Genomic DNA, 19,047 nt, shown 5'->3' on the forward strand with positions numbered 1-19,047 from the left:
TCAGTTCCCCATCACGTTCGTGGACCACAGGTCGGCGTACTCGATCTCCTCGTCGGCATCCAGCGCGCGGAACGCCTGGATGTTCTTCTCCTCGATGAAGTCCGCGGTCGGGAAGATCCACGGGCTCTCGGCGAGATCGGGGTCGAGCTTCTCCATCTCGGCCTGCGCGCCGTCGACGGGGCAGACGTAGTTGACCCACGCGGCGACCTGCGCGGCGACCGCGGGGTCGTAGTAGTAGTCCATCAGCCGCTGGGCGTTGCGCCGGTGCGTCGAGGTGATCGGCACCATCAGGTTGTCCGACCACAGCGTCCCGCCGGACTCGGGGATGGTGAAGGTCCAGTTGGGGTCCTCGGTGTCGAAACCGAGGACGAAGATGTCACCGCTCCACGTGATGCCCGCGACGGCGTTGCCGCTGGTGAGGTCCTCCATGTAGGAGTTGCCCTTCACCTTGCGGATGTAGCCCTCCTCGATCTTCTGCTCGAGGAAGTCCAGCGCGTTCTCGAACTCCGCCTTGCCCCAGTCGCTGGAGATGTCGACGCCCTGGGACTGCATGACCAGCCCGGCGGTGTCGCGGAACTCGGAGAGCACCACGATCCGGCCCTTGAGGTCGTCGGCCCAGAGGTCGTCGAGGGTCTTGAGCTCGCGGCCGACCTTGGCCTTGTTGTAGCCGATGCCGGCGAAGCCGCTCTGCCACGTGACCGAGTAGTTGCGGCCCGGGTCGAAGGAGACCTCCTTGAGCGGCTGCAGGAGGTTGTTGACCACGTTGGGCATCTGGATCAGCTCGAGCGGCTGGCAGAGCTGGTCGCGGATCACGCGTCCGGCCATCCAGTCGGTGAAGGTGAAGATGTCGCGGTCGATGCTCTGGTCGGCGCGCAGCTGCGGGGCGACCTTGGCGTAGTAGGAGTCGTTGTCGTCGACGTCCTCGCTGTAGCTGACCTCGATGCCGGTCTGCTGCATGAAGGCCTCGAGGGTCGGCGACTTCGTCTCCTTGCCGTTCATGTCGAGGTACGCCGTCCAGTTGGCCCACTTGAGCGTCTTGTCCGTGTCGGAGACGTCCTCGGGCAGCTCGATCGCCGCGGGCCCGCCGGTCGGGGGTGTCGGCGGGGCGCAGGCGGTCAGGGCGAGGCCGGCACCGGCGGCCATGCCGGAGCCCAGGAGCCGACGCCGGCTGAGTCCTCCCGTGGCCGCCGAGACGACGGCGGCCGCCGGTGGCGACAGCAGGCGCCGGTCACGGCGCGGGATCGGTGTCATCAGTCAGTCCTCCGCTAGGCCCGAGTCGCTCTGGTGGTGGTGCGTGTTCAGGTGTGGTGCTCAGCTCTCGATGTTCGCCATGACGTGCTTGATGCGGGTGTAGTCCTCGAAGCCGTACATCGACAGGTCCTTGCCGTAGCCGGACTTCTTGTAGCCGCCGTGCGGCATCTCCGCGACGAGCGGGATGTGGGTGTTGATCCACACGCAGCCGAAGTCGAGCGCCTTCGACATCCGCATCGCGCGGCCGAAGTCCCTGGTCCAGACCGAGGAGGCCAGGCCGTAGTCCACGCCGTTGGCCCAGCGGACCGCCTCGTCCTCGTCGGTGAAGCGCTGCACGGTGATCACGGGGCCGAAGATCTCGTTCTGGATCGCCTCGTCGTCCTGCTGGAGGCCGGAGAGGACGGTGGGCTCGAGGAAGAAGCCGTCACCGAGGTCCGTACGCCGGTTGCCGCCGGCCGACACGGTCGCGTGGGAGGGCAGGTTCTCGATGAAGCCGCTGACGCGGGCGAGCTGGTGGGCGTTGTTGACCGGGCCGAAGAGGGCGTCCTCGTCGTCGGGGAGTCCGACCGGGGCGGAGCTGCGGGCGTAGTCGGAGAGCGCGGCGACGAAGTCGTCGTGGATCCCCGGCGCCGCCAGCACGCGGGTCGCGGCGGTGCAGTCCTGGCCGGCGTTGAAGTAGCCGGCGATGGCGATGCCCTCGACGGCCGCCTCGATGTCGGCGTCGTCGAAGACCACGACCGGGGCCTTGCCGCCGAGCTCGAGGTGGACCCGCTTGAGGTGGGGTGCGGCGCTCGCCGCGACCTCGGCGCCGGCGCGCACCGACCCGGTGATCGCGACCAGCCCGGGGGTCTTGTTCTCGACGACCAGCCGGCCGGTCTCCCGGTCGCCGGTGACGACGTTGAGGGTGCCGGCGGGCAGGAACTGCGAGGCGAGCTCGGCCAGGCGGAGCGTGGTCTCGGGGGTGGTGTCGCTCGGCTTCAGCACGACCGTGTTGCCGGCCGCGAGCGCCGGCCCGATCTTCCACACCGCCATCAGCAGCGGGTAGTTCCACGGCGTCACCTGGCCGACGACGCCGATCGGCTCGCGCCGGATCCAGGACGTGTGGCCGGCCAGGTACTCGCCGGCGGCCTTGCCCTCCAGCACGCGAGCCGCTCCGGCGAAGAACCGGAGCTGGTCGACCATCGGCGGGATCTCCTCGCTCGCGGTGAGCGCCTTGATCTTGCCGGTGTTCTCGGACTCGAGGGCGATCAGCTCCTCGGCGTGCTCCTCGATCGAGTCGGCGAACTTGAGCAGCGCCTGCTGGCGCTCGCTGGGCGTCGTACGTCCCCACTCGCCGAAGGCGCGCTGGGCGGCGTCGTACGCCGCGTCCACCTCCTCCGCACCGCTGACCGGTGCGTGCGCCACGACCTGCCCGGTGGCGGGGTTGACCACGTCGCTGGACGAGCCGGATCCGGAGTCGACGTAGGCGCCACCGATGAAGTTGCGCAGCGTGCGTGGGCTGGTCACGTGGGTCCTCCCGGTCGAGTGCGGTGAAGGGAGACTAGGACTACAGGTGGGGCAATCTCCATAGCTGGAGCCAAAAGAAACTGCGGGAAACGCAGAATTAACCTCTCGAAAACGCGGAATCCGCGACGTTGCGCTTGCAACCGGACCGTCGGCACAGCACCATGGGCCCCATGAACGAGGGAGTCGTCCGGTTGGACGCCACGGCGAAGCGGATCATCGAGCTGCTCCAGGAGGACGGCCGGATCTCCTACGCCGCGATCGCCAAGGCGGTGGGCCTGTCCGAGGCCGCCGCGCGAGCGCGGGTCCAGAAGCTGCTCGACTCCGAGATCATGCAGGTCGTCGCGGTCACCGACCCGACCCAGGTCGGGTTCACCCGGCAGGCGATGATCGGCGTGCGCACCGAGGGCGACCCCGGCAAGGTCGGCGACCTGCTCGCGCAGGTCAGCGAGGTCGACTACGTCGTCACGACCGCCGGCAGCTTCGACCTCCTCGTCGAGGTGGTGTGCGAGGACGACCCGCACCTCCTCGACGTCATCCGACAGGTCCGCGAGCTCGAGGGAGTGGTCTCGTCTGAGACCTTCGTCTACCTCAAGCTCAACAAGCAGCACTACAACTGGGGCACCCGATGAGCACCGACCAGTCCTTCGACACCGGATCCTTCGACACCGGATCCTTCGACTACCAGGCCGCCGGCCGCGACCACCTCTGGCTGCACTTCACCCGGCACTCGACCTACGAGAACGGCGGCGAGATGCCGCTGATCGTCCGCGGTGAGGGCCACAAGATCTGGGACTCGCACGGCAGGGAGTACATCGACGGACTCGCCGGCCTGTTCGTCGTCCAGGTCGGGCACGGCCGCGAGGAGCTCGCCGAGGCCGCCGCCAAGCAGGCCAGGGAGCTGGCCTTCTTCCCGCTCTGGTCCTTCGCGCACCCGCGCGCGGTCGAGCTCGCCGACCGGATCGCCGCGATGGCGCCGGGCGACCTCAACCGTGTCTTCTTCACCACCGGCGGCGGCGAGGCCGTCGAGTCGGCCTGGAAGCTCGCCAAGCAGTACTTCAAGCTCACCGGCAAGCCCAACAAGCACAAGGTCATCTCGCGCGCCGTGGCCTACCACGGCACCCCGCAGGGCGCGCTGTCGATCACCGGCATCCCGCCGCTGAAGGAGATGTTCGAGCCGCTCGTGCCGGGCGCGCACAAGGTTCCCAACACCAACTTCTACCGCCGCCCGGAGTTCGTCGGCGACGACGAGAAGGCCTTCGGGCGCTGGGCGGCCGACCGGATCGCCGAGGCCATCGAGTTCGAGGGCCCCGACACCGTCGCCGCCGTCTTCCTCGAGCCCGTCCAGAACGCCGGCGGCTGCTTCCCGCCGCCGCCCGGCTACTTCGAGCGCGTCCGCGAGATCTGCGACGAGTACGACGTCCTGCTCGTCTCCGACGAGGTCATCTGCGCGTTCGGCCGCGTGGGGGAGATGTTCGGCGCCGGCGAGTTCGGCTACCAGCCCGACATCATCACCTGCGCCAAGGGCATGACCTCCGGCTACTCGCCCATCGGCGCGATGATCGCCAGCGACCGCCTCTTCGAGCCCTTCAAGTCGGGCACCACGGCGTACGCCCACGGCTACACCTTCGGCGGGCACCCGGTCTCCTCCGCGGTCGCGATGGCCAACCTCGACATCTTCGAGCGCGAGGGCCTCACCGACCACGTCCAGCAGAACGCGCCCGCCTTCCGGGCCACGCTGGAGAAGCTGCTCGACATCCCCATCGTCGGCGACGTCCGCGGCCACGGCTACTTCTACGGCATCGAGCTGGTCAAGGACCGCGACACCAAGGAGACCTTCGACGACGCCGAGTCCGAGCGGCTGCTCCGCGGCTACCTCTCCGGCGCCCTCTGGGAGGCCGGCCTCTACTGCCGCGCCGACGACCGCGGCGACCCGGTCATCCAGCTCGCCCCGCCCCTCATCATCGGCCAGCCCGAGTTCGACGACATCGAGCAGCGCCTCCGCTCCGTGCTCACAGGAGCCATGGACCACCTGTAGGCCCCCGCTGGTCGAGGTGCGAGCGGAGCGAGCCTCGAAACCACGCTGACGATGTGCATCTGCCCCCGGGGTCCGGGGATCATTGATCCTGTGAACGACGCCGTACGCCCTGCTCGCCCGCACCTCAAGCTGACCGAGGACGGGCGGCGCATGCGCGAGGTGCTGACGTACTCCCGGCGGGGGAGCAGGTTCACCCCGCGGCAGGCCGAGTCGTGGGCGGCGCACCAGGCCGACTGGGTGATCCCGGACGAGGCCGTGGACCGGCCCGACTTCGACCTCGCCGAGCGGTTCGGGCGGGAGGCTCCGCTGATCCTCGAGATCGGGCCCGGCGTCGGGGAAGCGACGGCCGTGCTGGCGGCCGCCCGGCCCGACCACAACGTCCTGGCGCTCGAGGTCTGGCGGCCGGGGGTGGCCGACTCGCTGTGGCGGGTGGCCGAGGCGGGTGCCGACAACGTGCGGTTCTGCTCGGTCGACGCCGTCTGGACCCTGGAGAACCTGATCGCACCGGGCAGCCTCGCGGAGATCTGGACGTTCTTCCCCGACCCGTGGCGCAAGACCAAGCACCACAAGCGACGCCTGGTGAACCCCGCCAACGCCGCACTCGCCTCCTCGCGACTCGTCCCGGGCGGCGCCTGGCGGCTGGCGACCGACTGGGCCGACTACGCCGAGCAGATGCGCGAGGTGCTCGACGCCGAGCCGACGCTGGAGGGCGGCGAGGTCGAGCGCTGGCGCGAGCGCCCGGTCACCCGCTTCGAGCGCAAGGGGCGCGACGTCGGTCGCGACATCACCGACTTCCTCTACCGCCGCTCAGCCGAGGGATAGTCCGGCCTCCCGCAGGAGGTGCTCCAGCCGCAGCCGCTCGGCGTCGCGGTCGGTGCCCTCCCGCATCCCGGTGAGCTCGTCGGGGACGCCCAGGGCGCGGGCCGCCTCCGCGAGCAGGTCGTCGTACGCCATCGTGGTGCCGCGGCGACGTGCCATCGTCGCCCCCGGGGCGGGCGCCAGGACCTGAGGGCGCAGCCTCCGCAGCGAGCGCGCCAGGTCCTCGATCGCGGGGCCGGCCGGGGGCTGCGGTGGCGGGGCCAGCCGCCTGCGGGTCCGTCGCCAGGCGCGGCCCAGCTCGTCCTGGCACAGGAACAGGCCCATCGCGACGCCGAGCATCAGCGTGCAGAGGACGACTGCGACCACGCCGGCCATCCTCCGACGGTAGGTCTGCCGCCCGGGGGAGGCAAGAGGGCGGCCGGGGCTACCCGAGGAGGGCCAGCTCCTCGTCGACGTAGGGGTCGTGCTCGCCGGCCGCCTGCAGCTCGGCCCGCAGCGCGAGCTGCATGGCGCGGGCCTCCTCGACCCGGCCGAGGTGGCGCAGCGACCAGGCCACCATCCAGCGGGCGACGCGCGTGCGCGACACCTCGCCGATGCGCTGGCGTGCCTCCAGTGCGTCCTCGAAGGCGACCAGCGCCGCAGCGTGGTCGCCGGCGTCGGCGTGCGCCATGCCGATGTTGTTGAGGATCGAGGCGTCCCAGTCCCGGGCCACCGGGTCGGTCGCGGAGCGCGCGCGATCCAGGGCCGCCTCGTGCGCCGCCAGCCGGTCGGTCGGGTCGACCACCAGCGCGACCATGTGGAGGGCGTCGACCTCGAGCTCCTCGAGCCCCGCGGCGCGGGCGTCGGCCGCGGCCGCCTCGAAGTGTGGGAGCGCCGCGGCGCCGTCGCCGGAGGAGCGGAGCAGCCGCCCACGCTCGAGGTCGATCCGCACCCGGGCTTCCGGGTCCGTGGGGGAGAGGCCGTCGAGAACGGCGTGCCCGTCGGCGTACCTCTCCTGCAGGCCGAGCGCCCGCGCGACCTGGGTGAGGGCCCGGCTCGCCTCGTCCCCGCCGGCCTCGTCGGCCAGCGTGCGGAAGCGTCGCTCGCTGCCCGCCGGGTCGTCGAAGTCCCACAGGTCGCGTAGGTTGGTGGCCATCTCCGGAGCGTAGGCCGCGGCCCTCGGAGCCACCGTCCGGGGCACTCCCGGAGGATGACGCGTACGACACCGGCCCGCCTGCCATTCCGATTTGGCGTGGGGCTGCTGCGTCTGTCAAGATGTTCCGGTTGCTCCGGCGGGTCGCCGGGGTACGGCACACCTTGACTTCTGAATCGCGTCTCCTTGATCGAACAGTCGTCTGTGTGCGCCGCACCGGATCGAGACACCTTGATCGGAGACCCGACCAGATCCGCCGACCGGCGGGTGCCACCCAGAGCAACACCGCTTCCCTTCGGGGTCGTGTCATGAGTAACCACCACGACACGCCCGACCGCGGGGGTCGGAGGGTGGAGGAGAAACAGGCGGCGCTCGCCCACCAGGGGCTGAGAGCCGAAACCAGACCAGGCGTACGAGATCGAAGAGGACAGGGACCTATGGCGGGACAGAAGATCCGCATCAGGCTCAAGGCCTATGACCACGAGGTGATCGACACCTCGGCGCGGAAGATCGTGGACACCGTCACCCGTACGGGTGCGAAGGTCGCCGGCCCTGTGCCGCTGCCGACCGAGAAGAACGTGTACTGCGTCATCCGCTCGCCCCACAAGTACAAGGACTCCCGCGAGCACTTCGAGATGCGCACGCACAAGCGTCTGATCGACATCATCGACCCGACGCCGAAGACCGTCGACTCGCTGATGCGTCTCGACCTGCCTGCCGGTGTCGACATCGAGATCAAGCTCTGAGGCGCGCGACATGTCCAACACTTTCGAACGCAATGTGAAGGGCCTGCTGGGCACCAAGCTCGGCATGACCCAGCTCTGGGACGAGAACAACAAGGTCGTCCCCGTCACCGTGATCGCTGCGGCCACCAACGTGGTGACCCAGGTCCGCCAGCCCGAGGTGGACGGCTACAACGCCATCCAGGTCGGCTTCGGCGAGATCGAGGCCCGCAAGGTCAACTCGCCCGAGGCGGGTCACTTCTCCAAGGCCGGTGTCACGCCGCGTCGCCACGTCGCGGAGATCCGCACGGCCGACGCCGCGTCCTACACCGTGGGCCAGGAGCTGACCGTCGAGACCTTCGCCGCCGGCGAGGAGATCGACGTGACCGGCACCAGCAAGGGCAAGGGCTTCGCCGGCACGATGAAGCGTCACGGCTTCGCCGGTGTCTCCGCCTCGCACGGTGCGCACCGCAACCACCGCAAGCCCGGTTCCATCGGTGCCTGCGCCACCCCCGGTCGCGTGTTCAAGGGCACCCGCATGTCGGGCCGCATGGGCAACGACACGGTCACCACCCAGAACCTGACGGTGCACGCCGTCGACGCCGACAAGGGCCTGATCCTGGTCAAGGGTGCCGTTCCCGGCCCCAAGAACGGTCTCGTGGTCCTGCGCTCGGCCGCCAAGAAGACGCAGGAGGCCTGAGCATGGCTGTCAAGACCGTCAAGGTCGACCTCCCCGCCGAGATCTTCGACGTCGAGGTCAACATCCCCCTGATCCACCAGGTCGTCGTGGCCCAGCAGGCCGCTGCGCGCCAGGGCACCCACGCCACCAAGACCCGCGGCGAGGTCCGCGGTGGTGGCAAGAAGCCCTACAAGCAGAAGGGCACCGGCCGCGCCCGCCAGGGTTCGACCCGCGCCCCGCAGTTCGCCGGCGGTGGCACCGTCCACGGCCCGCAGCCGCGCAGCTACGACCAGCGCACCCCCAAGAAGATGAAGGCCGCCGCCCTGCGCGGTGCCCTCTCCGACCGGGCCCGCAACGACCGCGTCCACGTGGTCGACGCCCTGGTGTCGGGTGACAAGCCCTCCACCAAGGCCGCGCTGACGTCGCTGACCTCGCTGACCGACCGCGTGGGCTACCTCGTGGTGCTCGAGCGCTCCGACGCGATCACCTGGCTCTCGCTGCGCAACGCGCCCGAGGTCCACATCGTCGCCGTCGACCAGCTCAACACCTACGACGTGCTCGCCGCTGACGACGTGGTCTTCACCAAGGGTGCCTACGACGCCTTCGTCGGTGGCGCCTCCGCCGCCCCGGCCGCCAAGGTCGAGAAGGCCGAGAAGCCCGCCGCGAAGGCCGAGGAGACCGCCACCACCGCGGACGACTCAGCCGACGAGCCGGTCCTGCCGGCCGGTGCCAAGGCGCCGCTCAAGAGCGGCAAGAACCCGAAGGGCTACGAGGTCCTCGGCCAGGAGGCCGGCACCTACCTCGTCGAGGGCGACGCCGGTTACGACGTCTCCGCCGGTGACTTCTGGTTCAAGTCGGTCGAGGACGCCGAGGCCGCCGGTCTCACCCGTGCCAAGGAGGACGACAAGTGAGCACCCTGCACAAGGACCACCGCGACATCCTGATCGCGCCGGTCGTGTCGGAGAAGAGCTACGGCCTCCTCGACGCCAACAAGTACACCTTCATCGTCCACCCGGACGCCAACAAGACCGAGATCAAGATCGCGGTCGAGAAGGTCTTCGACGTCAAGGTCACCTCGGTCAACACGATCAACCGCCAGGGCAAGACGCGTCGCACCCGCTACGGCATGGGCAAGCGTCCCAACACCAAGCGCGCGATCGTCAGCCTCGCCGAGGGCCACCGCATCGACATCTTCGGAGGTCCGGTCTCCTGACCGGGCTCCTGACTAGGAACTGACATGGCAATCCGCAAGTACAAGCCGACCACGCCGGGCCGTCGTGGCTCGTCGGTGGCCGACTTCGTCGAGATCACCCGGACCACGCCGGAGAAGTCGCTGACGCGCCCGCTGCCCAAGAACGGTGGCCGCAACAACCAGGGCCGCATCACCACCCGGCACAAGGGTGGCGGTCACAAGCGCGCCTACCGCGTCATCGACTTCCGTCGCTACGACAAGGACGGCGTGCCGGCCAAGGTCGCTCACATCGAGTACGACCCCAACCGCACCGCTCGCATCGCGCTGCTGCACTACTTCGACGGCGAGAAGCGCTACATCGTGGCGCCCAAGGGCCTCGAGCAGGGCACCGTCGTGGAGTCCGGCCCGAACGCCGACATCAAGCCCGGCAACAACCTGCCCCTGCGCAACATCCCGGTCGGCTCGACCATCCACTGCGTGGAGCTGCGTCCGGGCGGCGGCGCCAAGATCGCCCGCTCGGCCGGCAACTCCGCCCAGCTGGTCGCCCGTGAGGGCAGCCGCGCCACGCTGCGCATGCCCTCGGGCGAGATGCGCTTCGTCGACGTGCGCTGCCGCGCGACGATCGGCGAGGTCGGCAACGCCGAGCAGTCGAACATCAACTGGGGCAAGGCCGGCCGCATGCGGTGGAAGGGCGTCCGCCCGACCGTCCGCGGTGTCGTCATGAACCCGGTCGACCACCCGCACGGTGGTGGTGAGGGCAAGACCTCCGGTGGTCGCCACCCGGTCTCCCCCTGGGGCAAGCCCGAGGGCCGCACGCGCAAGCGCAAGGCCAGCGACTCCCAGATCATCCGTCGTCGCAAGTCCGGCAAGGGTAGGAAGTAACCGACATGCCTCGTAGCCTCAAGAAGGGTCCCTTCGTGGACGGCCACCTCCAGAAGAAGGTGGACGCCGAGAACGAGAAGGGCTCGCACAACGTCATCAAGACCTGGTCGCGCCGGTCGATGATCGTGCCCGACATGATCGGTCACACCATCGCCGTGCACGACGGTCGCAAGCACGTCCCCGTCTTCGTGACCGACTCCATGGTCGGCCACAAGCTCGGGGAGTTCGCCCCGACCCGCACCTACCGCGGGCACGTGAAGGAAGACCGGAAGGGACGCCGTCGATGAGCACCACCGAGCGCAGCCGCACCAGTGCGCGCCGCGAGTCGCTGCTCGGCGACCAGCCGGGCGCGTTCGCCAGCGCACGCTACGTGCGGATCACCCCGATGAAGGCCCGCCGTGTCGTCGACATGGTCCGCGGCCTCCCCGTCGACGAGGCCCTGACCCTGCTGCAGTTCGCGCCGCAGGCCGCCTCCGAGACCGTCTACAAGGTGCTGGAGAGCGCCGTCGCCAACGCGGAGACCACCGAGGGCCTCAACCGGGCCGACCTCGTCCTCTCCGTCGCGATGGTCGACGAGGGCCCGACGATGAAGCGTTGGCGTCCGCGTGCTCAGGGTCGTGCGACCCGCATCAACAAGCGCACCAGCCACATCACCCTCGCGGTGCAGCCGGCCGACGCGCTGACCACGAAGGCCAAGAACGGAAAGGGTGCCTGATGGGCCAGAAGATCAACCCGAACGGCTTCCGCCTGGGCATCTCCACCGACCACAAGAGCCGTTGGTACGCCGACAAGCTCTACAAGTCGTACGTCGGTGAGGACGTCGCGATCCGCAAGCTGCTCTCCAAGGGCATGGAGCGGGCCGGCATCGCCAAGGTCGAGATCGAGCGCACCCGCGACCGCGTCCGGGTGGACATCCACACCGCGCGTCCCGGCATCGTCATCGGTCGCCGTGGCGCCGAGGCCGACCGCATCCGCGGCGAGCTCGAGAAGCTCACCGGCAAGCAGGTCCAGCTGAACATCCTCGAGGTCAAGAACCCCGAGATCGACGCGCAGCTGGTCGCCCAGGGCGTCGCCGAGCAGCTCTCCGGCCGCGTGCAGTTCCGCCGCGCCATGCGCAAGGCGATGCAGACCTCGATGCGCTCGGGCGCCAAGGGCATCCGGATCCAGTGCTCGGGTCGCCTCAACGGCGCCGAGATGTCCCGCACGGAGTTCTACCGCGAGGGCCGCGTGCCCCTGCACACCCTCCGTGCCGACATCGACTACGGCTTCTACGAGGCCCGCACCACCTTCGGCCGCATCGGCGTCAAGGTCTGGATCTACAAGGGCGAGGTCGCCGGCACCCGTGCCGAGCGCCAGGCTCAGCAGGCTGCCCGCGCCGGTGCCCCCGGTCGCGGCGGTCGTCCCAACACCCGTGGCGGTGACCGTCCGAGCCGTGGCTCGCGCGGCGACCGCGCTCCTCGCGCCGAGGCCACCGAGGCCCCGGCCGCCGAGGCTGCTCCGAGCACCGGACAGGAGGCCTGACCTCATGTTGATGCCCCGTCGCGTCAAGCACCGCAAGCAGCACCACCCCAAGCGCCGCGGCGTTGCCAAGGGTGGCACCTCGCTGGCGTTCGGTGACTTCGGCATCCAGGCGGTCGAGGGTCACTACGTGACCAACCGACAGATCGAGTCGGCCCGTATCGCCATGACCCGTCACATCAAGCGTGGTGGAAAGGTCTGGATCAACATCTACCCGGACCGTCCCCTGACCAAGAAGCCTGCCGAGACCCGCATGGGTTCCGGCAAGGGTTCCCCCGAGTGGTGGGTTGCCAACGTCAAGCCCGGCCGCGTCATGTTCGAACTCTCCGGTGTCGACGAGGTGACTGCTCGTGAGGCCATGCGCCGCGCGATGCACAAGCTCCCGATGAAGTGCCGGTTCATCTCCCGTGAGGCCGGTGAATTCTGATGGCTACCAAGCTGAACGCCCACGAGCTCGACGAGCTCAACGCCACCGACCTGGAGGCGAAGCTGCGCGAGGCCAAGGAGGAGCTGTTCAACCTCCGGTTCCAGGCGGCCACCGGCCAGCTGGAGAGCCACGGCCGGCTCCGCGTGGTCAAGAAGGACATCGCCCGGATCTACACCGTGGTCCGCGAGCGCGAGCTCGGGATCCGCACCACCCCGGGCGCGAACAACGAAGAGGCGAAGGCATGAGCGAGAACACTGTCGAGCGCAACCAGCGCAAGACCCGTGAGGGTCTGGTCGTCAGCGACAAGATGGACAAGACCATCGTCGTCGCTGTCGAGGACCGCGTGAAGCACGCCCTCTACGGCAAGGTCATGCGCAAGACCTCGCGCCTGAAGGCGCACGACGAGACCAACCAGTGCGGCGTCGGCGACCGGGTCCTGATCATGGAGACCCGCCCGCTGTCCGCCACGAAGCGCTGGCGGCTCGTCGAGGTCCTCGAGAAGGCCAAGTGACCTGAGGCCCAACCGGCCTCCAGCTCCACATCCACACATCAGTTCGGCCAGGCTCGCCCTCCGTTGAGAGGTCGAGAACCAGCTCGACAACCAGGAGAAACCAATGATCCAGCAGGAGTCGCGACTCAAGGTCGCCGACAACACCGGTGCGAAGGAGATCCTCTGCATCCGTGTTCTCGGTGGCTCTGGCCGTCGCTACGCCGGCATCGGTGACGTCATCGTCGCCACCGTCAAGGACGCGATCCCCGGTGGCAACGTCAAGAAGGGCGACGTCGTCAAGGCCGTGGTCGTGCGCACCGTCAAGGAGCGTCGCCGCGCCGACGGTTCCTACATCCGCTTCGACGAGAACGCCGCCGTCATCCTCAAGAACGACGGCGAGCCCCGTGGCACGCGCATCTTCGGCCCCGTCGGCCGCGAGCTGCGCGAGAAGCGCTTCATGAAGATCATCTCGCTCGCCCCGGAGGTGCTCTGAGACATGGGTAAGAACATGAACATCAAGAAGGGCGACACCGTCAAGGTGATCGCCGGCAAGGACAAGGGTGCCCAGGGCAAGGTCATCTCGGTCCTCCGCGAGGAGGAGCGCGTGATCGTCGAGGGTGTCAACCTCGTCAAGCGCCACACCAAGTCCGTCCAGCAGACCAACACCACCGGCGGCATCATCACCCGCGAGGCGCCCATCCACGTCTCCAACGTGATGCTCGTCGAGGGTGACGGCGTCACCCGCGTCGGCTTCCGCCGCGACGAGGTCACCAAGCGCCGTCCCGACGGCTCGACCTACAGCGCCACCCGCTCGGTCCGCGTGTCCCGCAAGACCGGCAAGGAGATCTGAGATGGCTGAGACCACCACCGAGATTCCTCGTCTGAAGGCGCGCTACCGCGAGGAGATCGTCCCCGCGCTGCGCTCCGAGTTCGAGATCGCCAACATCATGCAGGTCCCCGGCCTGACCAAGATCGTGGTCAACATGGGTGTCGGCGAGGCTGCTCGTGACTCCAAGCTGATCGAGGGCGCGATCCGCGACCTCACCGCGATCACCGGCCAGAAGCCGGCCGTGACCAAGGCCCGCAAGTCCATCGCGCAGTTCAAGCTCCGCGAGGGCATGCCGATCGGTGCGCACGTCACGCTGCGCGGCGACCGCATGTGGGAGTTCCTGGACCGCCTGCTGTCCCTGGCCCTGCCCCGCATCCGCGACTTCCGCGGCCTCTCGCCCAAGCAGTTCGACGGGCGCGGCAACTACACCTTCGGTCTCACCGAGCAGGTCATGTTCCACGAGATCAACCAGGACCGGATCGACCGGTCGCGCGGCATGGACATCACCATCGTGACCACCGCCACCAACGACGACGAGGGTCGTGCGCTGCTCAAGCAGCTCGGCTTCCCGTTCAAGGAGAACTGACATGGCGAAGACTGCTCTGAAGGTCAAGGCCGCTCGCAAGCCGAAGTTCGCGGTGCGCGGCTACACCCGCTGCCAGCGCTGCGGCCGCCCCAAGGCCGTCTACCGCAAGTTCGGCCTGTGCCGGATCTGCCTGCGGGAGATGGCTCACCGCGGTGAGCTGCCCGGCGTCACCAAGTCCTCCTGGTAATTCCCTCACACACGTTGCAGGTCCCCAGGCCGCGAGCCTGAGGAAACCACGACGAGAAAGAACCACATCATGACGATGACTGACCCGATCGCAGACATGCTCACGCGTCTGCGCAACGCCAACCAGGCGTACCACGACGTGGTGTCGATGCCTTACAGCAAGATGAAGGCCGGCCTCGCGGAGATCCTCAAGCAGGAGGGCTACATCACCTCCTACGACGTCGCCGACAACGTCAGCGCCGAGGGCGAGCCCGTGGTCGGCAAGACGCTGACCGTGACGCTCAAGTACGGCCGCAACCGGGAGCGCTCGATCGCCGGCGTCCGCCGCATCAGCAAGCCCGGCCTGCGCGTCTACGCCAAGCACACCAACCTGCCCAAGGTCCTCGGTGGCCTCGGCGTCGCGATCATCTCGACGTCGCAGGGCCTGCTGACCGACCGCCAGGCGAACCAGAAGGGCGTGGGCGGCGAAGTCCTCGCCTACGTCTGGTGACCCGGACCTACTGAGACCAGGAAGAGAGAGAAGCATGTCGCGCATTGGCAAGCTCCCCATCGCGGTCCCGTCCGGTGTCGACGTCGCGATCGACGAGTCGCTGGTGACCGTCAAGGGCCCCAAGGGCACCCTGTCGCACACCGTCGCCTCGCCGATCACGGTCGCCAAGGGCGAGGACGGCATCCTCGAGGTCAAGCGTCCCAACGACGAGCGCGAGAGCCGCTCGCTCCACGGACTGACCCGCACGCTCATCAACAACATGGTGGTCGGCGTGACCGAGGGCTACGAGAAGAAACTCGAGATCGTGGGCGTGGGCTACCGCGTCCTGCCGAAGGGCCCGACGCAGCTCGAGTTCCAGCTCGGCTACTCGCACCCGATCATCTTCGACGCCCCCGAGGGCATCACCTTCACCGTCGAGGGACCGACCAAGCTCGGTGTCGTCGGCATCGACAAGCAGCTGGTCGGCGAGGTCGCGGCCAACATCCGCAAGCTGCGCAAGCCCGAGCCCTACAAGGGCAAGGGCGTCCGCTACGCCGGCGAGCACATCCGCCGCAAGGTCGGAAAGGCCGGTAAGTGACATGGCGATCTCGCTGAGCAACAACAAGCACACCGCGAACCGCGTCCGTGCCCGTCTGCGCCGCCAGGCGCGGGGCCGCAAGCGGATCCACGGCACTGCCGAGCGTCCGCGCCTGGTGGTCACCAAGTCGGCCAAGCACCTCTCGGTGCAGGTCGTCGACGACCTGCAGGGTGCCACGCTGGCCTACGCCTCCACCATGGAGGCCGACGTCCGCGGCACCGACGGCGACAAGACCGCCAAGGCCAAGCGCGTGGGCGAGCTCGTCGCCGAGCGTGCCAAGGCCGCGGGCATCGAGGACGTCGTCTTCGACCGCGCCGGCAACAAGTACCACGGCCGCATCGCGGCCCTGGCTGACGCCGCCCGTGAGGGCGGCCTCCAGTTCTGATCGCACGACACCCAAGAATGATTAAGGAGCAAGTCTCATGAGCGGAGCCCAGCGCGGACAGCGCGGTGGCGAGCGCCAGTCTGGTGACCGTCGCGGACGCGACAACGGTCGCAACCAGGCTGACAAGACCGCCTACATCGAGCGCGTCGTGGCGATCAACCGAGTCGCCAAGGTCGTGAAGGGTGGTCGTCGCTTCAGCTTCACCGCCCTCGTGATCGTCGGCGACGGTGAAGGTCTGGTCGGCGTCGGCTACGGCAAGGCGAAGGAAGTTCCCGCGGCGATCGCCAAGGGTGTCGAGGAGGCCAAGAAGCACTTCTTCAAGGTCCCGCGCATCCAGGGCACCATCCCGCACCCGGTGCAGGGCGAGAAGGCCGCGGGCGTCGTCCTGCTGCGTCCCGCCGCTCCCGGTACCGGTGTGATCGCCGGTGGCCCGGTGCGCGCGGTGCTCGAGTGCGCCGGCATCCACGACGTGCTGAGCAAGTCGCTCGGCTCGTCCAACCAGATCAACATCGTCCACGCGACGGTCGAGGCCCTGCGGATGCTCGAGGAGCCCGAGGCCGTGGCCGCTCGCCGTGGCATGCGGGTCGAGGACGTCACCCCGGCCGCGCTGCTCAAGGCGCGTGCCGAGGCTGCTGCGGAGGTGTCGGCCTGATGGCACAGCTCAAGGTCCAGCAGAAGCGCGGCACGGTCGGCCTCAAGGCCAACCAGCGCGAGACGCTTCGTTCCCTCGGTCTGAAGCGCATCGGCGACGTCGTCGTGAAGGAAGACCGCCCGGAGATCCGGGGCATGATCAACACCGTCCGTCACCTGGTGACGTTCGAGGAGGTGGAGTGACATGACGCTCAAGCTGCACCACTTGCGTCCCGCTCCGGGTGCCAAGACCGCGAAGACCCGTGTGGGTCGCGGTGAGGGCTCCAAGGGCAAGACCGCCGGCCGCGGTACCAAGGGCACCAAGGCGCGCTACCAGGTCCCGGTCGCCTTCGAGGGTGGCCAGATGCCGATCCACATGCGCCTGCCCAAGCTGAAGGGCTTCAAGAACCCCTTCCGCGTGGAGTTCCAGGTCGTCAACCTGGACCGCCTCGGGGAGCTGTTCCCCGACGGTGGTTCCGTGACGGTGGCCGACCTGGTCGCCAAGGGCGCGGTCCGCAAGGGCCAGCCCGTCAAGGTCCTGGGCCAGGGTGACATCTCCGTCGCCGTCCAGGTCAGCGTCGACGCGTTCTCGGCCTCCGCCAAGGAGAAGATCGAGGCCGCAGGCGGCACCGCGACCGTGGCCTGAGGCCACATCTCGCACATTCGGTGAAGGCCCGGCCGCACAGTGGGAACTGTCGGCCGGGCCTTTGTCGTTAGCGGGGAAGCGGGCCACTCCTGCGACTTGTTAGGCTTCCCCGGGCCCTTCGCCGTACGACGGTGAGGGTCTCTCGTCCGCCCGCCCCACCAGGCCGGGCACCCTTACGAAAGAGGAACCAGTGCTAGGCGCGTTCGCCAACGCTTTCCGGACCCCGGACCTGCGGAAGAAGCTGCTGTTCGTCCTGCTGATCGTCACGATCTTCCGGCTCGGCTCCCAGGTGCCCACCCCGGGCGTCCACGTCGCCAACGTCCAGGCTTGCATCAGCGACCTGGAGGAGGGCGGGCTCTACAGCCTGATCAACCTCTTCTCGGGTGGTGCGCTGCTCCAGCTCACCATCTTCGCGCTCGGGATCATGCCCTACATCACGGCCTCCATCATCCTGCAGCTGCTCGTCGTGGTGATCCCACGGCTCGAGGCGCTGAAGAAGGAGGGCCAGGCCGGCCAGGCGAAGATCACCCAGTACACGCGCTACCTCACGCTGGGGCTCGCGGTCCTGCAGGCCACCGGCATCGTGGCGCTGGCACGCAACAAGGCCCTGCTCCAGGGCTGTGACCGCGACCTGCTGCACGACGACGGCACCACGACCTTCCTGGTCATGGTCATCACCATGACCGCGGGCACCGCGGTCATCATGTGGCTCGGTGAGCTCATCACCGACCGCGGCATCGGCAACGGCATGTCGATCCTCATCTTCACCCAGGTCGTCGCCACCTTCCCGGCGTCCCTGTGGAGCGTGCAGACCTCCAAGGGCTGGGTCGTCTTCAGCATCGTGATGGTCATCGGCCTGATCCTGGTCGCGGCCGTCATCTTCATCGAGCAGGCGCAGCGCCGCATCCCGGTGCAGTACGCCAGGCGGATGGTCGGGCGCAAGATGTTCGGCGGCAACTCGACCTACATCCCGCTCAAGGTCAACCAGGCCGGCATCATCCCGGTCATCTTCGCCTCGTCGCTGCTCTACCTCCCGGCGATGGCGGTGCAGTTCAACCCGGAGAGCAAGAACCCGGTCCTGGACTTCATCGGCACCTACCTCGTCGGTGGCGACCACCCGCTGTACATGATCTCGTACTTCCTGCTCATCATCTTCTTCACGTACTTCTACGTCTCGATCACCTTCAACCCCGTCGAGGTGGCGGACAACATGAAGAAGTACGGCGGCTTCATCCCCGGGATCCGGGCGGGCAAGCCGACCGAGGACTACCTGTCCTACGTCCTGTCCCGCATCACGTTCCCTGGAGCTCTCTACCTCGGCCTGATCTCGTTGGTCCCGCTCGTCGCGTTCGCGATGATCCAGGCCAACCAGAACTTCCCGTTCGGCGGCACGTCCATCCTGATCATGGTGGGCGTCGCGCTCGACACGGTGAAGCAGATCGAGAGCCAGCTCCAGCAGCGCAACTACGAAGGATTCCTGCGTTAATGAGACTCATCCTCATGGGCCCGCCGGGTGCGGGCAAGGGCACCCAGGCCAGGTTCGTGGCCGACCACTTCGGCATCCCGGCCATCTCGACGGGTGACATCTTCCGCGCCAACGTCTCGCAGGGCACCCCGCTCGGTGTCGAGGCGAAGCGCTACATGGACGCCGGCGAGTACGTCCCGGACGAGGTCACCAACCTCATGGTCCGCAACCGCATCGACGAGGACGACGCGGCGCCCGGCTTCCTGCTCGACGGCTACCCGCGCACCCTCGCCCAGGTCACCGAGCTCGACGGGATGATCCGCTTCACCGGCCACCAGCTCGACGCGGTGGTCGTGCTGACCGTCGACCCCGAGGAGCTCGTCCAGCGCCTGCTCCAGCGTGCGCAGACCGACGGCCGCGCGGACGACACCGAGGAGGTCATCCGCCGTCGCCAGGAGGTCTACGCCGAGCAGACCGAGCCCCTCATCGGGGTCTACCGCGAGCGCGGCATCCTCATCGAGGTCGACGGGATGGGTGAGGTCGACGAGGTCACCAAGCGCATCTTCGACGCGCTCGACGTGGTGCCCCAGAGCTGACCCA

30 protein-coding genes are annotated in these 19,047 nt (G+C 68.5%); 26 read left to right on the plus strand and 4 right to left on the minus strand.

The window, feature by feature from the left end; all coding sequences use genetic code 11:
• Positions 1–1,251: a PotD/PotF family extracellular solute-binding protein gene (locus ACE3QY_RS04870; RefSeq protein WP_374454869.1), complete on the minus strand. Its 1,251-nt coding sequence runs from the start codon at positions 1,249–1,251 to the stop codon at positions 1–3.
• A 60-nt stretch (positions 1,252–1,311) separates the two neighbouring features.
• Positions 1,312–2,757, minus strand: a complete 1,446-nt coding sequence (locus ACE3QY_RS04875; protein WP_374454870.1) for a gamma-aminobutyraldehyde dehydrogenase — start codon at positions 2,755–2,757, stop codon at positions 1,312–1,314.
• A 170-nt stretch (positions 2,758–2,927) separates the two neighbouring features.
• On the opposite strand from ACE3QY_RS04875, the gene ACE3QY_RS04880 reads away from it, so the two are divergent.
• The 3 genes from ACE3QY_RS04880 (at position 2,928) to trmB (ending at position 5,614) form a co-directional block, all read left to right on the plus strand.
• Positions 2,928–3,386 (plus strand): Lrp/AsnC family transcriptional regulator, encoded by a 459-nt coding sequence (locus tag ACE3QY_RS04880; protein ID WP_374454871.1) that lies wholly within the window; start codon positions 2,928–2,930, stop codon positions 3,384–3,386.
• On the plus strand, positions 3,383–4,792 hold the full coding sequence (locus ACE3QY_RS04885; RefSeq protein ID WP_374454872.1) for an aspartate aminotransferase family protein: 1,410 nt from the start codon (positions 3,383–3,385) through the stop codon (positions 4,790–4,792). The genes ACE3QY_RS04880 and ACE3QY_RS04885 overlap by 4 nt, the downstream gene beginning before the upstream one ends.
• Positions 4,793–4,882: 90 nt before the next feature.
• Complete coding sequence (gene trmB, locus ACE3QY_RS04890) at positions 4,883–5,614, plus strand: tRNA (guanosine(46)-N7)-methyltransferase TrmB (protein WP_374454873.1); 732 nt, start codon at positions 4,883–4,885, stop codon at positions 5,612–5,614.
• Here the strand turns inward: trmB and ACE3QY_RS04895 are convergent.
• The gene (locus ACE3QY_RS04895; protein WP_374454874.1) at positions 5,600–5,977 is read right to left on the minus strand and encodes a hypothetical protein; all 378 of its coding nucleotides are present in this window, start codon (positions 5,975–5,977) and stop codon (positions 5,600–5,602) included. The genes trmB and ACE3QY_RS04895 overlap by 15 nt on opposite strands.
• 58 nt (positions 5,978–6,035) lie before the next feature.
• Entirely contained in the window at positions 6,036–6,746 is a 711-nt protein-coding gene (locus ACE3QY_RS04900) for a tetratricopeptide repeat protein (protein WP_374454875.1), read from the minus strand.
• Between the two features lie 434 nt (positions 6,747–7,180).
• Here ACE3QY_RS04900 and rpsJ point away from each other — a divergent pair, with 434 nt between their 5' ends.
• The 23 genes from rpsJ to ACE3QY_RS05015 all read left to right on the plus strand — a co-directional run bounded on the left by rpsJ (position 7,181) and on the right by ACE3QY_RS05015 (position 19,043).
• Positions 7,181–7,489, plus strand: coding sequence for a 30S ribosomal protein S10 (gene rpsJ, locus ACE3QY_RS04905; protein WP_008360994.1), 309 nt, complete (start codon positions 7,181–7,183; stop codon positions 7,487–7,489).
• Between the two features lie 10 nt (positions 7,490–7,499).
• Positions 7,500–8,165, plus strand: a complete 666-nt coding sequence (gene rplC / locus ACE3QY_RS04910; protein WP_374454876.1) for a 50S ribosomal protein L3 — start codon at positions 7,500–7,502, stop codon at positions 8,163–8,165.
• 2 nt (positions 8,166–8,167) lie between these two features.
• Complete coding sequence (rplD, locus tag ACE3QY_RS04915; protein ID WP_374454877.1) at positions 8,168–9,055, plus strand: 50S ribosomal protein L4; 888 nt, start codon at positions 8,168–8,170, stop codon at positions 9,053–9,055.
• Positions 9,052–9,357, plus strand: coding sequence for a 50S ribosomal protein L23 (gene rplW, locus ACE3QY_RS04920; RefSeq protein WP_056906590.1), 306 nt, complete (start codon positions 9,052–9,054; stop codon positions 9,355–9,357). The genes rplD and rplW overlap by 4 nt, the downstream gene beginning before the upstream one ends.
• A 24-nt stretch (positions 9,358–9,381) precedes the next feature.
• Entirely contained in the window at positions 9,382–10,218 is an 837-nt protein-coding gene (gene rplB, locus ACE3QY_RS04925; RefSeq protein WP_310247067.1) for a 50S ribosomal protein L2, read from the plus strand.
• Positions 10,219–10,223: 5 nt separating this feature from the next.
• A complete protein-coding gene (rpsS, locus tag ACE3QY_RS04930; protein ID WP_056906592.1) occupies positions 10,224–10,505 on the plus strand; it encodes a 30S ribosomal protein S19 in 282 nt (93 codons plus the stop codon).
• Entirely contained in the window at positions 10,502–10,933 is a 432-nt protein-coding gene (gene rplV, locus ACE3QY_RS04935; RefSeq protein WP_311289520.1) for a 50S ribosomal protein L22, read from the plus strand. Before rpsS ends, rplV begins: the two co-directional genes overlap by 4 nt.
• Positions 10,933–11,739, plus strand: coding sequence for a 30S ribosomal protein S3 (rpsC, locus tag ACE3QY_RS04940; RefSeq protein ID WP_374454878.1), 807 nt, complete (start codon positions 10,933–10,935; stop codon positions 11,737–11,739). Before rplV ends, rpsC begins: the two co-directional genes overlap by 1 nt.
• Positions 11,740–11,743: 4 nt before the next feature.
• Positions 11,744–12,163, plus strand: coding sequence for a 50S ribosomal protein L16 (rplP, locus tag ACE3QY_RS04945; protein WP_135838849.1), 420 nt, complete (start codon positions 11,744–11,746; stop codon positions 12,161–12,163).
• Positions 12,163–12,408: a 50S ribosomal protein L29 gene (gene rpmC, locus ACE3QY_RS04950; protein WP_310247061.1), complete on the plus strand. Its 246-nt coding sequence runs from the start codon at positions 12,163–12,165 to the stop codon at positions 12,406–12,408. The genes rplP and rpmC overlap by 1 nt, the downstream gene beginning before the upstream one ends.
• Positions 12,405–12,674, plus strand: coding sequence for a 30S ribosomal protein S17 (gene rpsQ / locus ACE3QY_RS04955; RefSeq protein ID WP_374454879.1), 270 nt, complete (start codon positions 12,405–12,407; stop codon positions 12,672–12,674). Before rpmC ends, rpsQ begins: the two co-directional genes overlap by 4 nt.
• Positions 12,675–12,777: 103 nt before the next feature.
• Positions 12,778–13,146, plus strand: a complete 369-nt coding sequence (gene rplN / locus ACE3QY_RS04960; RefSeq protein WP_056599693.1) for a 50S ribosomal protein L14 — start codon at positions 12,778–12,780, stop codon at positions 13,144–13,146.
• A 3-nt stretch (positions 13,147–13,149) separates the two neighbouring features.
• Entirely contained in the window at positions 13,150–13,503 is a 354-nt protein-coding gene (gene rplX / locus ACE3QY_RS04965; RefSeq protein ID WP_374454880.1) for a 50S ribosomal protein L24, read from the plus strand.
• Position 13,504: 1 nt separating this feature from the next.
• Positions 13,505–14,068, plus strand: a complete 564-nt coding sequence (rplE, locus tag ACE3QY_RS04970; RefSeq protein WP_374454881.1) for a 50S ribosomal protein L5 — start codon at positions 13,505–13,507, stop codon at positions 14,066–14,068.
• Between the two features lies 1 nt (position 14,069).
• The gene (locus ACE3QY_RS04975) at positions 14,070–14,255 is read left to right on the plus strand and encodes a type Z 30S ribosomal protein S14 (RefSeq protein ID WP_011757321.1); all 186 of its coding nucleotides are present in this window, start codon (positions 14,070–14,072) and stop codon (positions 14,253–14,255) included.
• A 69-nt stretch (positions 14,256–14,324) separates the two neighbouring features.
• Positions 14,325–14,744, plus strand: a complete 420-nt coding sequence (gene rpsH, locus ACE3QY_RS04980; RefSeq protein WP_374454882.1) for a 30S ribosomal protein S8 — start codon at positions 14,325–14,327, stop codon at positions 14,742–14,744.
• Between the two features lie 34 nt (positions 14,745–14,778).
• The gene (gene rplF / locus ACE3QY_RS04985; RefSeq protein WP_374454883.1) at positions 14,779–15,321 is read left to right on the plus strand and encodes a 50S ribosomal protein L6; all 543 of its coding nucleotides are present in this window, start codon (positions 14,779–14,781) and stop codon (positions 15,319–15,321) included.
• Position 15,322: 1 nt separating this feature from the next.
• Complete coding sequence (gene rplR, locus ACE3QY_RS04990; RefSeq protein ID WP_311289526.1) at positions 15,323–15,706, plus strand: 50S ribosomal protein L18; 384 nt, start codon at positions 15,323–15,325, stop codon at positions 15,704–15,706.
• A gap of 37 nt (positions 15,707–15,743) precedes the next feature.
• On the plus strand, positions 15,744–16,358 hold the full coding sequence (gene rpsE, locus ACE3QY_RS04995) for a 30S ribosomal protein S5 (protein ID WP_311289527.1): 615 nt from the start codon (positions 15,744–15,746) through the stop codon (positions 16,356–16,358).
• Positions 16,358–16,540, plus strand: coding sequence for a 50S ribosomal protein L30 (gene rpmD / locus ACE3QY_RS05000; RefSeq protein ID WP_090969275.1), 183 nt, complete (start codon positions 16,358–16,360; stop codon positions 16,538–16,540). The genes rpsE and rpmD overlap by 1 nt, the downstream gene beginning before the upstream one ends.
• A 1-nt stretch (position 16,541) precedes the next feature.
• On the plus strand, positions 16,542–16,982 hold the full coding sequence (gene rplO / locus ACE3QY_RS05005) for a 50S ribosomal protein L15 (protein ID WP_374454884.1): 441 nt from the start codon (positions 16,542–16,544) through the stop codon (positions 16,980–16,982).
• A 190-nt stretch (positions 16,983–17,172) separates the two neighbouring features.
• A complete protein-coding gene (secY, locus tag ACE3QY_RS05010; RefSeq protein ID WP_374454885.1) occupies positions 17,173–18,468 on the plus strand; it encodes a preprotein translocase subunit SecY in 1,296 nt (431 codons plus the stop codon).
• Complete coding sequence (locus ACE3QY_RS05015; protein ID WP_374454886.1) at positions 18,468–19,043, plus strand: adenylate kinase; 576 nt, start codon at positions 18,468–18,470, stop codon at positions 19,041–19,043. The genes secY and ACE3QY_RS05015 overlap by 1 nt, the downstream gene beginning before the upstream one ends.
• Positions 19,044–19,047 lie beyond the last annotated feature (4 nt).

It is taken from the genome of Nocardioides sp., assembly GCF_041913365.1.
In the GTDB taxonomy this organism is placed as follows: domain Bacteria; phylum Actinomycetota; class Actinomycetes; order Propionibacteriales; family Nocardioidaceae; genus Nocardioides.

Bases quoted from the DNA above. Each gene is read 5' to 3' on its own strand.
- rpsS (WP_056906592.1), top strand. From the start codon at position 10,224: ATGCCTCGTAGCCTCAAGAAGGGTCCCTTCGTGGACGGCCACCTCCAG.
- ACE3QY_RS04885 (WP_374454872.1), top strand. From the start codon at position 3,383: ATGAGCACCGACCAGTCCTTCGACACCGGATCCTTCGACACCGGATCC.
- rplC (WP_374454876.1), top strand. From the start codon at position 7,500: ATGTCCAACACTTTCGAACGCAATGTGAAGGGCCTGCTGGGCACCAAG.
- ACE3QY_RS04975 (WP_011757321.1), top strand. From the start codon at position 14,070: ATGGCGAAGACTGCTCTGAAGGTCAAGGCCGCTCGCAAGCCGAAGTTC.
- ACE3QY_RS04900 (WP_374454875.1), bottom strand. From the start codon at position 6,746: ATGGCCACCAACCTACGCGACCTGTGGGACTTCGACGACCCGGCGGGC.
- rpsC (WP_374454878.1), top strand. From the start codon at position 10,933: ATGGGCCAGAAGATCAACCCGAACGGCTTCCGCCTGGGCATCTCCACC.
- rplP (WP_135838849.1), top strand. From the start codon at position 11,744: ATGTTGATGCCCCGTCGCGTCAAGCACCGCAAGCAGCACCACCCCAAG.
- rplD (WP_374454877.1), top strand. From the start codon at position 8,168: ATGGCTGTCAAGACCGTCAAGGTCGACCTCCCCGCCGAGATCTTCGAC.
- rpmD (WP_090969275.1), top strand. From the start codon at position 16,358: ATGGCACAGCTCAAGGTCCAGCAGAAGCGCGGCACGGTCGGCCTCAAG.
- ACE3QY_RS05015 (WP_374454886.1), top strand. From the start codon at position 18,468: ATGAGACTCATCCTCATGGGCCCGCCGGGTGCGGGCAAGGGCACCCAG.
- rpsE (WP_311289527.1), top strand. From the start codon at position 15,744: ATGAGCGGAGCCCAGCGCGGACAGCGCGGTGGCGAGCGCCAGTCTGGT.
- rpmC (WP_310247061.1), top strand. From the start codon at position 12,163: ATGGCTACCAAGCTGAACGCCCACGAGCTCGACGAGCTCAACGCCACC.
- rplB (WP_310247067.1), top strand. From the start codon at position 9,382: ATGGCAATCCGCAAGTACAAGCCGACCACGCCGGGCCGTCGTGGCTCG.
- rplF (WP_374454883.1), top strand. From the start codon at position 14,779: ATGTCGCGCATTGGCAAGCTCCCCATCGCGGTCCCGTCCGGTGTCGAC.
- rplX (WP_374454880.1), top strand. From the start codon at position 13,150: ATGGGTAAGAACATGAACATCAAGAAGGGCGACACCGTCAAGGTGATC.
- rplR (WP_311289526.1), top strand. From the start codon at position 15,323: ATGGCGATCTCGCTGAGCAACAACAAGCACACCGCGAACCGCGTCCGT.
- rplE (WP_374454881.1), top strand. From the start codon at position 13,505: ATGGCTGAGACCACCACCGAGATTCCTCGTCTGAAGGCGCGCTACCGC.
- rpsH (WP_374454882.1), top strand. From the start codon at position 14,325: ATGACGATGACTGACCCGATCGCAGACATGCTCACGCGTCTGCGCAAC.
- rpsQ (WP_374454879.1), top strand. From the start codon at position 12,405: ATGAGCGAGAACACTGTCGAGCGCAACCAGCGCAAGACCCGTGAGGGT.
- ACE3QY_RS04870 (WP_374454869.1), bottom strand. From the start codon at position 1,251: ATGACACCGATCCCGCGCCGTGACCGGCGCCTGCTGTCGCCACCGGCG.
- rplN (WP_056599693.1), top strand. From the start codon at position 12,778: ATGATCCAGCAGGAGTCGCGACTCAAGGTCGCCGACAACACCGGTGCG.
- rplV (WP_311289520.1), top strand. From the start codon at position 10,502: ATGAGCACCACCGAGCGCAGCCGCACCAGTGCGCGCCGCGAGTCGCTG.
- ACE3QY_RS04880 (WP_374454871.1), top strand. From the start codon at position 2,928: ATGAACGAGGGAGTCGTCCGGTTGGACGCCACGGCGAAGCGGATCATC.
- rpsJ (WP_008360994.1), top strand. From the start codon at position 7,181: ATGGCGGGACAGAAGATCCGCATCAGGCTCAAGGCCTATGACCACGAG.
- rplO (WP_374454884.1), top strand. From the start codon at position 16,542: ATGACGCTCAAGCTGCACCACTTGCGTCCCGCTCCGGGTGCCAAGACC.